Genomic DNA, 14,279 nt, shown 5'->3' with positions numbered 1-14,279 from the left:
CAGCGCCAATGACAGGGAGATTGCCTTGGTATCCCTTATAGAGCCTGGCCTCCTTCGCCGTAACCGTTTGTTCGGCGTGTTGAATGACGCGGAGATGCAGGCCGTCCTTGACTTTGCCAAGGTGCGGCGGGCGGTGGCCGAGGAACGCATTTTCGCCAAGGGTGATCCCGGAGACAGCCTTTACGTGATCCTGCGCGGCCGTGTCGCGGTACAGACCGAGTCGCAGGACGCCAAAGTCATGCTGTTGAACATCATGGACACCGGTGCCGTCTTTGGCGAAATCGCCATGCTGGATGGTGGTGAACGCACGGCAACCGTTGTCGCCCAAGAGCCCACAGAGCTTCTCCGTATTGATCGGCGGGACTTCATGCCCTTTTTAGAGCAGCGTGCCGATCTGTGTATCCGGTTGATGAGCGTTTTATGCGAACGGGTGCGCTGGACCAGTTCGATCATCGAAGACACCGTGTTCCTGAATGTCACACGCCGTCTGGCCAAACGGATTTTGATGCTGGCGCAGAATTATGGGCGACAGACTGACACAGGTACCCGGATCGCAGCCTTTGTCAGCCAGGAAGACCTAGCCAATATGTTAGGGGTGTCGCGGGAGATTGTGAACAAGACGCTGAAGAGCTTTCAGGCGTCAGGCGCTATCATCTACCGCAACGGCTACATTGTCGTTCAGGACGAGGGTTTTCTGGACAAAATCTCCCGCTGACATGCGCGCATGGTTTTCATAGACCGCGAGCCATCATGATTCCGGTTCAACCCCTGGCGGGCCGGGCGTAGTCTGTGCTGACCGGATCGCAGAAGGGTGACGTGGCGTGGCTAGAAATCGGATTGTGTTCCCGCTGCTTGTTCTAGGTTTTGCTGCGGGGCTTGGTGCCTGCGCCAGCCATGAGGGGCAGGTGAACGACAATTATATGTATGTGCCGTCGCGCCCGCCATCACCGGCGGAGCCGCCGCCTGTACCAACCGTCAACCCGACGCCGGCACCCGTTCCACCCCCCGTACCTGTGCCCGCTCCGCCGCCGGCCGGAGCGGCCAAGCCCGCCGTCCCGGCTAAGGCCGCCCCCTCGCCGAAGACAGGTATCTGATATGACAATCAATGCCCTGATCGACCGGGCCGTCTTGTCGCATCAGGCTGGCGACCTGGCGGGGGCGGAGGCTCTTTACCGTGAGATCCTGGTCTCGGCCCCCGGTCTTGCGGATGTTCACTATTTACTGGGCATGGCAACCCTTGGCCAAAAGAAGCCAGGAGCTGCGGTGAAGTCACTGCGCACCGCCATCCGGCTCAAACCCGGGGTTGGTGAGTGGCTGCTCAATCTGGGCATTGCCCTGCGACAGACCGGCGATAACATCGCCGCCCTGGAGTCGCTGGCACAGGCAGCGGACCTGTTTGCCGCCATTCCTGTCCGTCGCGCGGAGGCGCTGGCCGAAAGTGGCGCGATCCTGGCAGCGCTGGGCCGGGAATCGGAGGCCGAGAAAACCCTGCGCGAGGTCCTGTCGCTGGTGCCACAGCACCCGGCGGCGAAGAATAATCTGGCCGCGACATTATATAATCGGCATGCGGGTGCCGATGGTTTGGAGCGACCTGATGCGGTCGAGCACCTGCGGGAAGCACATCTTCTGGCGCCGGAGCGAGGTCCCATCTCGTACCGGTTGGGACAAGCACTTCTGCGGCGGGAGAAGCATCAAGAGGCGCTACTGGCCTTTGAAGCGGGGTTGCAGCGCGCGCCGACCGACAGTGATCTGCTGCTGGGAAGATCTGACACTCTGGCCATCCTGGGTCGGTTTGAGGAAGCGCGCGATGCTGCCCTCACTGTAATCAGGCAACCAGGTGCCCCGGCCCGCGCGGGTATAGCACTTGCCGTTGCCCAGCATGGGCTGGGCTTGCTGGCAGAGGCGGTGCAGTCGTTGCAGGCTGTGCTTGATGCCGAGCCTGACAACATCCCAGCCTTGCTCAATCTTGGTAATGTGTGGGGCGACCTGGGTGATGATGCGGGCGCAGAGGCCTGTTATCGCCGTGTTCTGACCTTGTCCCCCGCACTCGCCGTCGGTCACTGGCAGAGGGCGCAGGCGAGGCTGCGGGCCGGTGATCTGGCTGAGGGGTGGCGTGAGTATGAGTGGCGTTGGCACATGCCGGGATTTGGCCTGAACCCAGCGTTACAGGCCCTGCCGGTTTGGGATGGTGTCGCCCAGCCGCCCGGTGGGCGTCTGTTGGTCCATGCCGAACAAGGCCATGGCGATAGTCTGCAGTTCATACGCTACGTTCCGCGCCTGCTGGATATGGGGATTGAGGTCGCCCTGCAGGTGCAGCCGGCCTTGGTCCGGTTATTCCGTGACAGTTTGCCAGCGGCCACCAGTGTGACGCGATTGGGGGAGCCAATCCCTGCCGGTTTTACATGCCGCTGTCCATTGCTCGGGCTGCCGTTGCGGCTGGACACCGACAGGCTTGCTGCCATCCCGGCGCAGATCCCCTATTTGCGCGTGCCGGCGGATCGGCGGCAGCCCTGGCGGGAACGCCTTCTTGCCCTGCCCGGTCTGAAGGTAGGGTTAGTGTGGGCTGGTGATGGACGTGCGGATGATCCAAGGGCCGCAGCCACTGATCGCCGCCGAAGCCTTGCCTTGCCGCAGCTAGACGGCTTGATGGGCATAGCCGGGATCAGTCTGGTCAGCCTGCAGAAAGGGCCAAAAGCAGCCCAACAGGCGCAGTCCTTGCTGACCATTGCGGATTGGACCAGCGACCTTTCTGACTTTGCCGATACAGCAGCGCTGGCTGCCGAGTTGGACCTGGTGATCGGCGTGGATACGGCTGTCATCCATCTGTCGGCAGCCCTCGGGCGGCCGACCTGGGTATTGTCCCGATACGATGGTTGCTGGCGCTGGCTGCGATCACGGGAGGATAATCCCTGGTACCCTGGGTTGCGGCTGTTTCGCCAAACTGAATGGGGTAACTGGCAGCCCGTAATCGCCAAATTGGTTAATTCGATTTCAGTATGGGCCTTGGAAAGATCGAATTAAGTCTAAAGGTTGTATTCAAAGAAAAAAACGACTCCACCCGAACGATCGCGAAATGATTTCAGTTGTTGGCCCGACTAGGGAGCAATGCTCGGACTCCCTGGTGATTCAGCCAACTTGCCGACACTGAAGAATCCGTTTGCGCTTCCTCTGCAGCTGCGATATGGTGGTAAGGTAGAGAAGAAGGCTTCCGGCCATGCAGATTGAGGGGATCAGGACTGTTTTGCCACCTGTTGTGCCCGCGGTAGCGCAGAGCAGCGTCGCGGCACCAGAGACCTCGACTCCTCCTCAGGCGGTCCGGGCCGCCCAACTTCCTTTTATCAGCCCCGTCGTGCAGTATGACAGTGACGCCGCAGTTGCCATTCTGCAGTTCCGTGATGGGGGCAGTGGCGATGTTGAGGCGCAGTACCCGTCCAAGCAGGTTGTTCGCGAATACCAACTGCGTGGCCGGGAGGGCCTGGGTTTCGAAGGTTCTGATAGCCGTTCCGCTGACCCTGAAGCGCGCAGCAACAGGCTATTGTCCTTGGCGCGGGAGGGCGTGAGTGCACTCTCCGCCTCATCCGGCTCTGCGGTTCCGGGTTTTGGTGTGTCGCGCGGCGTAACGCCGACGGTGGCAGCCTCTCCGACCGTGTCCATTGCCGGTGGCGGCAATGTGGTCAGTTCCGTCAATTTTGTAGCCTGAATGTCTTGGTTTCGGTTACGGGTGATTGCGCATGTGGTGTAGTGTCCCGCATTTTATTTAATTTTTGAGCAATATTGCTAAAGCCATTGGCTTAAAATACTCCGCAGGCCGCTTTGACAGCTATGAGGGGCAGCTTGTTGTGGCCTTTGGGTGCGCTCCTCCAGCCATGAACCGGCTTATGGACAGAAGGTGCGGTCAGGCCGCTTGTGGGTCGGCACCCTGACCCTCCGTATAGTTGCCTGCTCGAGCGCTTAAACGGCTTGACTCTTTCCGGATAAGGGTGTTCCCTGTCCTCAACCCGAAAAATTCGGGTAAACCATACCTCCAAAGGAGAGATACTATGTCTTCCAGTGACGTCAGCCTTACCGCTGGTATGCGTAACAACCTTCTGCTCCTGCAGAAGACGAATAAGCAGGTCGAAGGGATTCAGTCCCGTCTTGCGACCGGCAACAAGGTCAACAGCGCCCTTGACGGCCCCACTTCGTTCTTTGCTGCGAAGGGTTTGAATACCCGCGCCGGCGATTTGTCGAGCCTCAAGGAGGCGATGGGCCAAGCGATCAGCACGATCCAGGCCGGTGATAAGGGTATCACCGCCATCGAAGATCTGGTCCAGCAGGCCAAGGGTCTCACCACGACCGCTTACTCCAACCTTGGCAATGACGCTGCCTCCATCGCGACCCGTAAGTCGCTGGCTGAGCAGTTCAACCGCATTAAGGAGCAGATCGACAAGATCGCCGGCGACAGCGGTTACCAGGGTAAGAACCTGCTGGCAGGCAATGGCCTGACGCTGGACAGCACCTCCGAGAGCCGCGCCGACGTTAACGAACTGGCTGGCCTGTCGAACAGCAGTGTCACGAACGTTATTCGCGCCGACACCTACGCGGTCAAAGTTTCGGGTTCTGGCGCGATCAGCGCCGATCTGGAAGACATTGCCAATGCCGAAAATTCTCGCGGCATCGCTTCGTTGAAAGTGTCGGGCACCCTGTCCTCCACCTCCGGCAACTTTGCTGATATCAGCATTGAGCTGCGTGGTAACACCGGCCGCGAGCGCACGGCGATTGTGACCGAGAACGGCGAATCGCGCACGTTCAAGTTCTTCGACAACACCCAGTCCGCGGTGGCCAGCACGACGACCGCTGGTGTCAACAATGGCTCTTCGGGCGTTGCGCAGGTTTCGCGGATCAATATCGGTGGCGCGATCGAAGAAGGTGACACCTTCACGGCGACGGTCAACGGTCAGTCCTTCGTGTATGAGGCGACCGCTTCCGATGTCAACTCGGCGGATCCGGCTGATCGTCGTGAGGCGGTTCGTACGGCCCTTCAGGGTCTGGTCGAGGCCGGTGTCGGCGCGACTGGTTCTAACCGGTTCACGATTGCGGATGGCCCGGCCAATGATGATGGCAGCGTAACCAGCTTCACCATCACCTCCAACGAAACGTCAGGTACCGGCACCAGCTTCAGCATCGGTGCGACGACCTCTAACGCGGCGACGAAGAATGTCTCGCTGACCTTCTCGTCGGGTACAACGGTCTCCTTCACGGTTGACCGTACGCAGCTCGAGGCTCTGGGCACGTCGGCAAACGGTGTCTCCACCATTGAAAAGAATGTCGACATCACTCTGTCGGCTACGAACCTCAATGGCGTGACCGTGGAGCGCTCTGGCAATAATGCCCGTGGCAACGCGAAGCTGGCAGATGGTGAAAACTCGCTGACCTTCGACAGCGGTACGGTCCGTGTCACGGTCGACAGCAAGACGGTGAAGCAGACGGCGTCGACGAACGCTTCGGCCAATCTGACCACGGTGCAGCGTACAGACGCCAACACCGAAAATGACCTGGCCGTTCAGTTCAACGCCGACAACACCTCGAACATCCAGGTGGTCAGCCGTAACGTTACGACCGATGGCCAGGGCCTGCGTATCGACTATGCGCAGAACAACTTCCTGGACCGTGCGGATATCGACAAGGCTGTCGCCAGCCTGGATTTTGCGACCTCCACCCTGCGTGGCGCTTCGCAGGCTCTGTCGACAAACCTGAACGTCATCCAGACGCGCGAGAGCTTCACTAACGAGTTCTCCAACGTGTTGGTTGAAGGTGCGAACAAGCTGGTCCAGGCCGACCAGAACGAGGAAGGTGCAAACCTGCTGCTGTTGCAGACCCGTCAGCAGTTGGGCACCATCTCCCTCTCGCTGGCCAACCAGGCTCAGCAGTCGATCCTGCGGTTGTTCTAAGCCAAAGGGCCGTAAGGCAAGGGAAACGGCGGGCCAAAAGCCCGCCGTTCCTGATTCAGGCTCATCCCACCGACAGCCATCCATCGGACCTGGGGCAAAAAGTTGCGATGCCTTTGGTCTTTTTTTGATGACCAGCAAGGGGTGGGTGGCTTACTTCCTAGTGTTACCCGGGGCGGTTATCTTCTGCTGCTGGGTATGCCGAAACAGGAAAAGACGCCGTGCCTTTAAAACTTGTCCTGAGACCGGGTGAAAAACTGATCGTGAATGGTGCCGTGCTTGGCGTCGGCGATCATCCTGTTTCGTTGTTCTTCTATAACAAGGTGAATTTCCTGCGCGGGCGGGAAATCCTGAAGGAAGAAAACTGCGATACCATTGAAAAGAAACTCTATTTCATTATTCAGCTTATTTACATCTTTCCAGAGGATGCAGAACTTAACCTGATCAAATTTGGAATTATTCTGGAAGAAGCGCGTCTGGCGCGGCCAGAAGAGAATGCGATATTTGATGAGATCCAGACCCTGGTTCAGTCCGGGAACTACTATCGCGCCTTGAAAATCTGCCGCAAACTGTTCCCAGCCGAGTCGTCCAGCATGAGTGCCGATGGGGTGGAAAAAGCAGCAAAAGCGCCCGTGGTTGTGACCAAGGTACGCCGTCGCCCCTTGCTCAATCAGCCGGAATAGCTGACCCATCCGGGTCAACCAGCAAGGTTTGGCTGATCAGGGCCGGACCGGTGTCCCAGATGGCTGTCCCCCAGGACCATCCAACCCCGAATCCGCAGAGAAGAAGGCGCCGTCGGCCACTTGTCAGCGATGCGGACAGGGCGTCGGTCATAGCCAACGGGATCGTCGCGGAACTGGTGTTGCCCCGATCCGCCATGGCCAAGACCAATTGATCCGTGTGGGCCCCGATCTTGGCACCCAGTCGCTTCAGCATCATTTCGTTGGCTTGGTGCAGGACGACATGGTCGATATCGCTCATCGCGCAGGCAGCGGCCGCCAGGGTGGCGCTGATGGCCTTGGGCACCTCCCGCAGGGTGAAGGCGAAGACCTGGGTGCCATCCATGAACAGTAACGGGCCGTCGGGTTGCCGTGCGCCCCCACCGGGCTGGATCAGGTAGGGCCCACCCGTTCCGTCCGTGCCGACATCCACAGTCAACAGTCCGCCACCAGGGTTCCATTCCAAAGCGGTAGCCGTGGCGGCGTCACCAAACAGCGGTGCAACCGACCGGTCGGCGCGATCCAGGGTAACGCTGGTTGTATCGCCAGCGATCAAGAGGGCGCGTCCCCTGCCCATACCGGCCAGAAGGGAAGCCGCAAGCCAGAGGCCATAAACATAACCGGAGCAGCCAAGTCCGACATCGAAGGACGCGCATTGTTTACTCAGCCCCAGGCGCTGCTGAAGCAGACAGGCGGTGGCGGGTAGCGGGTGGTCGGGTGTCTGTGTCACACAGATCAGGAGATCAACATTGTCACCGGCCCAGCCCAGGCCATCCAATAGATGGCGGGCAGCGGGGACAGCAAGGTCCGACATGCATTGGCCGTCGGCTGCAATATGGCGGCGGCGAATACCGGTGGCGGCGGCAATGCGTTCCGCCTGATCCGCACCGAATCGGGTAGCTAAGTCGGCAACATCTTCGACTCGCGACGGTAGAGCAGAGACAATACCGCGAAGCGCAATGCCGTTGATGCGGGCCTGGGCCATGCGTCGTTCCCTTCGTTCAGCAGGTGATACCGCCATCAATGGTCAATGTTTGACCGGTGATGAAACGCGCCCCATCACCAAGAAGGAAAAGGATAGACGGCACCACATCCGCAGCCGTACCCAGCCGCCCCATTGGGGTTCGCCGGACGATTTGTTCGCGCTGCCCACCGGATAAAGTGCCCGACATTTCGGTGTCCAGGTAGCCTGGGGCGATACTGTTGATCGTGATCTGTCGGCGCCCCACTTCCCGCGCCAATGCGCGGGTCAGCCCGTCCAGCCCTGCCTTTGTCGCGGCATAGGCGGCAAGGCCGGTATAGCCGCGCTGGCCGATGATCGAGGAAATGTTGATAATCCGGCCGCCGCCGGGTCGTGTCAGCATATGGCGCAGAACCGCGCGTGCCACCTGGATCGCACCGGTCAGGTTGGTTTGGATCAGGTGATCCACCTCAACCAGAGGCAGGGTGGCCAGAATGCCTTCGCGCGCGATACCGGCATTATTAATCAGTGCCCATGGCACTCCGAAACGCTGGACGGCAGCCTCAATAAAGGCATGGGTTGATTCGGCATCGCCAATGGTCGCCTGATGCCAGAACAAAGTGTCTGGATACGCCGCCAGCAGCGCCGGCAATTCATCGCCCGGCTGCCGGCTGCAGGTCGCGACCCGGTATCCACCATCGAGCAGCGCCCGCGCTACCGCCAAGCCCAGACCGCGGCTGCCGCCGGTGACAATCACAGTACGGCTCATGTTTCCTCCGCAAGACGACGTTTCTTGCCAGCTGCCGATAAGGGAAGACGGTCCAACAGACGCAGCCGTCTTGGCCGTGCCGCTGCCGGCAGATCAGCCAACGACCCGGTCACACGCGATTGCCAGTGTTCATCGCCCCGCCAATCCGATGCAACGATATCGGCCACCAGGATGGTGCCGGTTATAGGATTGGGGACGCCATACACCACGGCATCATCGACACCGGGCAATGCCAGTATTCGCGCTTCAGCCAAAGCTGGGTTCACTTTACTACCGCCAACATTCAGGACCATATCATTCCGGCCCCGGAATAGAACCCGATCACCAACAAGCTCAACCAGATCACCGGTATCGCACCACATCCCGTTAATCGCCACCTGCAGAATATCATTCCATATTCGAAATGAATAAGGTCCAGGGGTATGCGACAGCCACGCGGCCGGAAATCCCGCTTTTCCATCGGTGACGGTGAATAATCGACCGAGTTCTGTCGATGCATAGATGCAGCGGATCGGGATGGACGGAAAACAGCGAGCCAATGCGTCCAGCAGCGGTTGGTCTGCGGCTTCCCCTCCCAACGTGATGCGCGCCAGGGGAGGGTGGGCGCCTGACAAAAGCATTAACCGCCAGAAACTGGGTGTCGCACTGATATGGGTTGCCTGCTGTTGTGCAGCCAGCCTGACCAGGGTCGCCGCATCGGCGCCAGGTTCGGCCAGCAGCGTGCCGCCCCCGGACATCACGGTGAGCAGCACCTGCAGACCCGCGAACCCGCTGGCATCATAGGTTAGCAGCCAACGGCCGCCGTCACCATCGCGCGGGACGGCAATCCCGGACAAAATGGCGTCGAACGGTCGGCTGATGCGCTTTGGTGTGCCGGTGGTGCCAGATGTTTCCAGCAGGAGTACACGCCCAGTCACCGCGCGTAGATCCGGTGCTGGCAGACCACCTCGCAGCAGTGCCAGCGGCACGCCCCGCTGCCAGGCCGCGATCAGCGCTGCGGCTAGGCCCGCCACATCCTGTCCATCGGCCGTCAACCCGCCATGTGGCCATGTTTGGGCCCTGTTAAGGAGGTCAGGCCCGCTCCATTCCCTTCCGCCCGTGATCAGACGGAAGTGGGGATGAAACCAGGAAGGTGCGGTAGCAGTCTGCATCAACGCATCATGGGGCAGGCGAGGACGGCAATCCACGGCTTTCACCCACCAGCCAGCTTGATCCAGGTCCAGATGACGCCGCCGATAAGACCGATCAAGCCCATGACGATCCCGAGACCCCACAGGAACTGTTTGAATTCCCCCTGTTTCCAGGCGCTGCGGGCCAGAAGCAGAAGATAGAGAACGACGCCCCCGCCGATCCATTCCCAGGTACTGGGCATCGGCTCATCCCGCCGCATATAGAGCGGCAAGCTCGCCGGCTGTGGTGAACTGTCTGAAACCCTGCCGGAACGGGTCTTTACCCGTCACCCCCTCCAACGCCACGATCAGGGTGGCCAGGTCGAGACTGTCGAAGGGCAAAGGGCCATCCAGAAAGGCAGTGTCGGCCGTGACCGGGGCAACGGCCTCGCCCTTGTCCGCCAGGATACGGGCGGTTTCGCGCGCGATCAGAGCCAGCATGGCGTCAATGTCGGTCAATGGAAGCTCCTGATCAGGGCGTTGACCCGGCTCGCCGCTTCGACATGCGGCATGTGGCCGGCACCGGGCACAAGATGGAAAGGAATCGCGGCGGGGATAAGATCAGCAGGCGGTGCGGGCACAATGCTGTCCGACGTGCCCCATATCAGTTGAATTGGCACCGAGGGTGCCCAATCGCGCGTGACCAGCCGTTGCGACAGGTCGGCGCGATTCGCGGCCAGCAGCGCCTTGATTGCCGCACGATTGGCCGGCACGGATTGGCGCAGGGTCAGAGCCCTGGCCATTGGCTCGATCAGAGGCCCAGGTTCGGCAAACAGTTTAGCCGCTGCCAGGCGTGATTGGTCCAGGTCAGAGGCATCGCCTAACCTGTCCAGAAACTGATGATCCAAATCGCTTCCCAGACCGGCGCAGGCGATCAGGGTCGCCCGCCCGATGCTCTGGGGACGCTGATGCGCCAAGGACAAGGCCACGCGGGCACCAAGCGAGTGTCCGACCAGATCCACCTGCGTCAGGCCCCAGGCGTCGATCAGGCCGCCCACCCAACGGGCCAGATCGTCAACATGGCCACGGCCGACATTCAGCGTGCTGGAACCATGTCCTGGCAGATCGGGCGCCAGCACAGCCCGATCGGTGCCCAGGGCGGCCAGATTAAACTGCCAGGTCAAGGCATCACCGGCCAGACCGTGAAGCAGCACCAGGGGACGCTCCCCGCCTTCACCCATCCCCAGGCGACCGCCATTGATCCAGGCTGCCGGGCCATCGGCGAGCGTGATCACCTGTCGCCGGGTGCGGCCTACGGGAATGGCGGGGCGGGGAAGGGCCGACATGTGATCAGGCGAGGTCAGCACCAGTCAGCGCCAGCAGATCGCTGACGGTCTTGGCTTTTGCCAGATCCTCGCCTGCAACGACATGGTCAAAATGTTCATCGACCAGAGCAATGAAGCTGATCACCGCCAAGCTGTCCCAGCTATCCAAGCTGTCCAGCGCGGCATCAGGCGACAGGCTGCCGGCATCCAGTTCCAGCATTTCTTCCAAGGCGGCCAGGAATTCAGCGCGCGTCATGGCAACTCTCCTCACATCATGTCGGGGGAAGGGTCTTTTGCACCACATCCCTGTTGATCAGCGCCCAATCGGGATGGGCACGCATGGCCCTCTCCGCGTCACGCCAGCCGAATGCTGGATTAGCGGGCAAAAGTGTTTCCAGCAAGTGCCGTACCAGGATCAGATCCTGTTCGGTATCCACACACCAACGCCAGGGTGCCTCAATCGCAGGATCGCTCAGCCAGGCCAAGCGAAATCGATCCGGTCGGCGCCAGAGGAATGGCATGACATGTTCGCGTTCAAAATCCATCCGCGCCTCAGTCCAGGCGGCGCGCAGTGCCGCAATGCCAGTCACTTCCGCATCCAGGCCCCGTGGGTACCGCGACACATCAATGGCGGCATAGGCCAGCGGTGGATCGGCAATACGATACAGGTTGATCAATTCATCAACCAGGGCTGGGTCAATCAGGGGGCAATCGCCGGTGAACCGAACGGCAACATCCGCCTTCTGGGCAAGCGCTGCCCGGTAAAAACGATCCAGAACATCCTGTTCACTGCCCCGGAATACGGCAATGCCCAGACCGGCAACATGGTTGGCCAACGCATCGTCGCCTGCAAGATCGCTGGTGGCAACACATAGGCCGGTCAGGTGTCGGGACCGGCGTAGCCGGTCAATCTGGTGGGCGATCAGGCTTTTGCCCGCCACCTCCCTCATCACCTTGCCGGGCAGACGGGTCGAGCCCATGCGAGCCTGGATGATGCCGATGATGCGCGATGACATCAGGGCGCCTTGCCCAGCATGGTCCAACTGACCGGCTCACCCCGCGTCAGGTCCCTTGCTGCGGTTTGGCCCAGAACATCTGGCAGATATTTGGGTGCCAGACCCAGACCGGGGCGGATTGACCGTATATCGGCAGCGGTTAGCACGGTGCCGGCCGGCACATCGCGATCGATATACAAAGAACGGCGGAAGGTCCGCCCCCCCGCTTCCGACGCTTTCAACGCGTAGGAAACGGTCCCCAATGCTGCGTGCGCGACCCGGCACGCCTCCGCCATTGCCTTGAATTCGGCCGGTTCAAGAGAGAAGGCGCAATCCGGTCCGCCATCGGCCCGCGCCAGAGTGAAATGCTTTTCGATGATGATCGCGCCAAGGGCAACGGCTGCCACCGGCACAGCGACACCCATCGTGTGATCTGACAGTCCCACGGGCAGGTTGAATGCCTGTGCCATGTGGGGAATGGTCCGCAGGTCACAATCCTCCACCGGAGTCGGATAGCCTGAGACACAATGCAACAGCGTGATGTTGGTGTTGCCTGCGTCCTGTGCGGTGGCCACAGCTTCGGCAATCTCCCCCAAGGAAGCCATACCTGTGGACATGATCAGGGGTTTGCCGGTGGCGGCGGCCTTGGCGATCAGCGGCAGGTCGATCAGCTCAAAGCTGGCGATCTTGTAGGCGGGGGTATTCAGGCTTTCCAGAAGGTCGATGGCGGTGGGATCGAACGGGCTGCTGAACAGGGCGATGCCGGCATCGCGTGCATGGGCAAACAGGGCCTCATGCCAGTCCCAGGGTGTGTGAGCCTCCTGATAAAGCTCGTACAGTGTCTTTCCAGCCCATAATCCGCCTTCTAACCGGAACTCCGGTCGGTCAACATTCATGGTGATGGTGTCGGCCGTATAGGTCTGAATCTTCACGGCATCGGCCCCGCAGTCTCGTGCCGCATCAATTAAGCGGCGGGCGCGGTCGATGTCGCCGTTATGATTGCCGGACATCTCCGCGATCAGAAACGGGCGTTGGCCGGGCAGAAACTGGTCGGGGAAGCGGGTCATGCCTGATACCGGATCGGAAGGTGATAGAATGATGGTAGCATCGCCCATGGCCAAAGCGGAAGCGGGGTGGGTGGTGAGACGGAGTGCGGCAATCCTGCTGGGGTTCCTGTTGTTGGCAATGCCCAGCAGAGCGGCGGACTGGCAGCCCCTGCGTGAGGCGATGGTTGGGCTGGTGACCGGACCTGAGGCCCCCGTCAGTGGTGTGGCCGTGATTGTGGTGCGGGACGGAAAGACCGTCTTTGCCCAGGCCGCCGGCCGCGCTGTGATCGACCCGACCAATCCGACCCGTGAACGGCCCCTGACCTTGGACACGCCGGTGCGGGTTGCCTCTCTCTCCAAATTGCCGGTGGGTATTGCCGTTCATCAACTGGCCGCTGCCGGCAAGCTTGATCTGGATGCAGACCTTTCACCCTTGCTGGGGTTTCGCCTTCGCAATCCCCATCATCCCGATCATCCGATCACCACACGGATGCTGCTGACCCATACGTCTTCGCTGCGTGATGCAGAGATCTATGGTTTGCCACCGCCCTACAGTCTGGAAGAACTGGTCAGGCCCGGTGGGGCCTTTGACCCTGGCGGTACACGCTGGGCGGATGAGGTGCCAGGCACGCGTTTCACCTATACCAATCTGAATTACGGAGTGATGGCGACCCTGATCGAACGGCTGACCGGGCAACGATTCGACGCGGTGGTCACCACTCAGGTTCTACGGCCACTGGGCATGCGGGCTGCCTATGATGTGCGCCTTCTGGATGTAGACCGTTTCCAACAACTGGCCCCGGTCTACAGGCGACAGCCCGATGGAAGCTGGCTGGCCACTGTCGATGATTATCAGGGCAGACGCCCTGATGACCGATTGACGATCTTTGGTGTCAAGGCGCTGGTGCCGCTTGCGCATATCGTGCCGGGTCGCAACGGCACCAGCCTGTCGCCGCAGGGGGGGATGCGGGCATCGGCCCGCGATCTGGCGATGTTGCTGCACTTCCTGCTGGACCGGGGCGGGGGGCTGTTACCTGCAACCGCGTTTGATCGAATGCTGACCCCGCACTGGACCTATGATCCGGCGGTTGGCAATGGCGATGTGGATGGTGGGTTGCTGCGGCAATGGGCGCTGGGCATCCACTGCACCACCCATGGCGGCGGTCCGGGCGCCGGTGACCGCTGGCAGGCAGGGGCCAAAGATCCCCGCCTGTGTGGGCATTTTGGCGATGCCTACGGGCTGTTGGGGGCAGTCATGGCCGATCCGGGCGGGCGATGGGGCTTTGTGTACCTGCTGACCGGAACGCCAATGATCCGGGTCACGGGTCCTGTGTCTTCGTTAACGGTCTGGGAACAGACGGTGGTGGACGGTATCCTGGCCGGCGTAAATTCGTAGCTGCCCGTTGGAATGTAGCAGATGTGTCGGTC

Annotated in this window: 15 protein-coding genes; 6 read left to right on the top strand and 9 right to left on the bottom strand. The window is 60.8% G+C overall.

The genetic code is table 11. The annotated features are described in order from the left end of the window. Positions 1 to 25 precede the first annotated feature (25 nt). The 5 genes from CHU95_RS01420 to CHU95_RS01400 all read left to right on the top strand — a co-directional run bounded on the left by CHU95_RS01420 (position 26) and on the right by CHU95_RS01400 (position 6,610). Positions 26 to 715, top strand: coding sequence for a Crp/Fnr family transcriptional regulator (locus tag CHU95_RS01420; protein ID WP_245837794.1), 690 nt, complete (start codon positions 26 to 28; stop codon positions 713 to 715). A gap of 380 nt (positions 716 to 1,095) precedes the next feature. Beyond that, positions 1,096 to 3,021, top strand: coding sequence for a tetratricopeptide repeat protein (locus CHU95_RS01415; RefSeq protein WP_094452992.1), 1,926 nt, complete (start codon positions 1,096 to 1,098; stop codon positions 3,019 to 3,021). Positions 3,022 to 3,214: 193 nt separating this feature from the next. After that, complete coding sequence (locus CHU95_RS01410) at positions 3,215 to 3,700, top strand: hypothetical protein (RefSeq protein WP_165771939.1); 486 nt, start codon at positions 3,215 to 3,217, stop codon at positions 3,698 to 3,700. Between the two features lie 340 nt (positions 3,701 to 4,040). Then, positions 4,041 to 5,930, top strand: coding sequence for a flagellin N-terminal helical domain-containing protein (locus tag CHU95_RS01405; protein ID WP_094452988.1), 1,890 nt, complete (start codon positions 4,041 to 4,043; stop codon positions 5,928 to 5,930). A gap of 218 nt (positions 5,931 to 6,148) precedes the next feature. Beyond that, positions 6,149 to 6,610 (top strand): flagellar biosynthesis repressor FlbT, encoded by a 462-nt coding sequence (locus CHU95_RS01400; protein ID WP_094452986.1) that lies wholly within the window; start codon positions 6,149 to 6,151, stop codon positions 6,608 to 6,610. On the opposite strand, the gene CHU95_RS01395 is transcribed toward CHU95_RS01400, so the two are convergent. The 9 genes from CHU95_RS01395 to pseI all read right to left on the bottom strand — a co-directional run bounded on the left by CHU95_RS01395 (position 6,594) and on the right by pseI (position 12,872). Continuing rightward, positions 6,594 to 7,631: a ketoacyl-ACP synthase III gene (locus tag CHU95_RS01395; protein ID WP_094452984.1), complete on the bottom strand. Its 1,038-nt coding sequence runs from the start codon at positions 7,629 to 7,631 to the stop codon at positions 6,594 to 6,596. The two genes, CHU95_RS01400 and CHU95_RS01395, sit on opposite strands and share 17 nt — an antisense overlap. A 16-nt stretch (positions 7,632 to 7,647) precedes the next feature. Then, positions 7,648 to 8,376 carry an SDR family NAD(P)-dependent oxidoreductase gene (locus CHU95_RS01390; protein ID WP_094452982.1) on the bottom strand — a complete coding sequence of 243 codons (729 nt, stop codon included), beginning with the start codon at positions 8,374 to 8,376 and terminating at the stop codon, positions 7,648 to 7,650. Beyond that, positions 8,373 to 9,389: an AMP-binding protein gene (locus tag CHU95_RS01385; RefSeq protein WP_245837792.1), complete on the bottom strand. Its 1,017-nt coding sequence runs from the start codon at positions 9,387 to 9,389 to the stop codon at positions 8,373 to 8,375. The genes CHU95_RS01390 and CHU95_RS01385 overlap by 4 nt, the downstream gene beginning before the upstream one ends. A 179-nt stretch (positions 9,390 to 9,568) precedes the next feature. Further along, complete coding sequence (locus tag CHU95_RS01380) at positions 9,569 to 9,748, bottom strand: hypothetical protein (protein ID WP_094452978.1); 180 nt, start codon at positions 9,746 to 9,748, stop codon at positions 9,569 to 9,571. A gap of 4 nt (positions 9,749 to 9,752) precedes the next feature. Beyond that, positions 9,753 to 10,004: an acyl carrier protein gene (locus tag CHU95_RS01375; RefSeq protein ID WP_245837790.1), complete on the bottom strand. Its 252-nt coding sequence runs from the start codon at positions 10,002 to 10,004 to the stop codon at positions 9,753 to 9,755. Further along, positions 10,001 to 10,831: an alpha/beta fold hydrolase gene (locus tag CHU95_RS01370; RefSeq protein WP_094452976.1), complete on the bottom strand. Its 831-nt coding sequence runs from the start codon at positions 10,829 to 10,831 to the stop codon at positions 10,001 to 10,003. The genes CHU95_RS01375 and CHU95_RS01370 overlap by 4 nt, the downstream gene beginning before the upstream one ends. Before the next feature lie 4 nt (positions 10,832 to 10,835). Further along, complete coding sequence (locus tag CHU95_RS01365) at positions 10,836 to 11,066, bottom strand: acyl carrier protein (protein ID WP_094452974.1); 231 nt, start codon at positions 11,064 to 11,066, stop codon at positions 10,836 to 10,838. Between the two features lie 16 nt (positions 11,067 to 11,082). Beyond that, positions 11,083 to 11,826 (bottom strand): cytidylyltransferase domain-containing protein, encoded by a 744-nt coding sequence (locus tag CHU95_RS01360; RefSeq protein ID WP_094452972.1) that lies wholly within the window; start codon positions 11,824 to 11,826, stop codon positions 11,083 to 11,085. Continuing rightward, positions 11,826 to 12,872, bottom strand: coding sequence for a pseudaminic acid synthase (pseI, locus tag CHU95_RS01355; protein WP_094452970.1), 1,047 nt, complete (start codon positions 12,870 to 12,872; stop codon positions 11,826 to 11,828). The genes CHU95_RS01360 and pseI overlap by 1 nt, the downstream gene beginning before the upstream one ends. 28 nt (positions 12,873 to 12,900) lie before the next feature. On the opposite strand from pseI, the gene CHU95_RS01350 reads away from it, so the two are divergent. Further along, on the top strand, positions 12,901 to 14,247 hold the full coding sequence (locus CHU95_RS01350; protein ID WP_165771938.1) for a serine hydrolase domain-containing protein: 1,347 nt from the start codon (positions 12,901 to 12,903) through the stop codon (positions 14,245 to 14,247). Positions 14,248 to 14,279 lie beyond the last annotated feature (32 nt).

The sequence above is a fragment of the Niveispirillum lacus genome (genome assembly GCF_002251795.1).
GTDB classification, from domain to species: Bacteria; Pseudomonadota; Alphaproteobacteria; order Azospirillales; family Azospirillaceae; genus Niveispirillum; species Niveispirillum lacus.
The sequence above is the reverse complement of the archived record's forward strand: the minus strand, read 5'-3'. Positions and strand labels throughout refer to the sequence as shown.

Coding starts and splice junctions, on each gene's coding strand:
- CHU95_RS01415 (WP_094452992.1), top strand. CDS start 1,096: ATGACAATCAATGCCCTGATCGACCGGGCCGTCTTGTCGCATCAGGCT.
- CHU95_RS01410 (WP_165771939.1), top strand. CDS start 3,215: ATGCAGATTGAGGGGATCAGGACTGTTTTGCCACCTGTTGTGCCCGCG.
- CHU95_RS01405 (WP_094452988.1), top strand. CDS start 4,041: ATGTCTTCCAGTGACGTCAGCCTTACCGCTGGTATGCGTAACAACCTT.
- CHU95_RS01395 (WP_094452984.1), bottom strand. CDS start 7,631: ATGGCCCAGGCCCGCATCAACGGCATTGCGCTTCGCGGTATTGTCTCT.
- CHU95_RS01390 (WP_094452982.1), bottom strand. CDS start 8,376: ATGAGCCGTACTGTGATTGTCACCGGCGGCAGCCGCGGTCTGGGCTTG.
- CHU95_RS01380 (WP_094452978.1), bottom strand. CDS start 9,748: ATGCCCAGTACCTGGGAATGGATCGGCGGGGGCGTCGTTCTCTATCTT.
- CHU95_RS01370 (WP_094452976.1), bottom strand. CDS start 10,831: ATGTCGGCCCTTCCCCGCCCCGCCATTCCCGTAGGCCGCACCCGGCGA.
- CHU95_RS01365 (WP_094452974.1), bottom strand. CDS start 11,066: ATGACGCGCGCTGAATTCCTGGCCGCCTTGGAAGAAATGCTGGAACTG.
- CHU95_RS01360 (WP_094452972.1), bottom strand. CDS start 11,826: ATGTCATCGCGCATCATCGGCATCATCCAGGCTCGCATGGGCTCGACC.
- pseI (WP_094452970.1), bottom strand. CDS start 12,872: ATGACCCGCTTCCCCGACCAGTTTCTGCCCGGCCAACGCCCGTTTCTG.
- CHU95_RS01350 (WP_165771938.1), top strand. CDS start 12,901: ATGATGGTAGCATCGCCCATGGCCAAAGCGGAAGCGGGGTGGGTGGTG.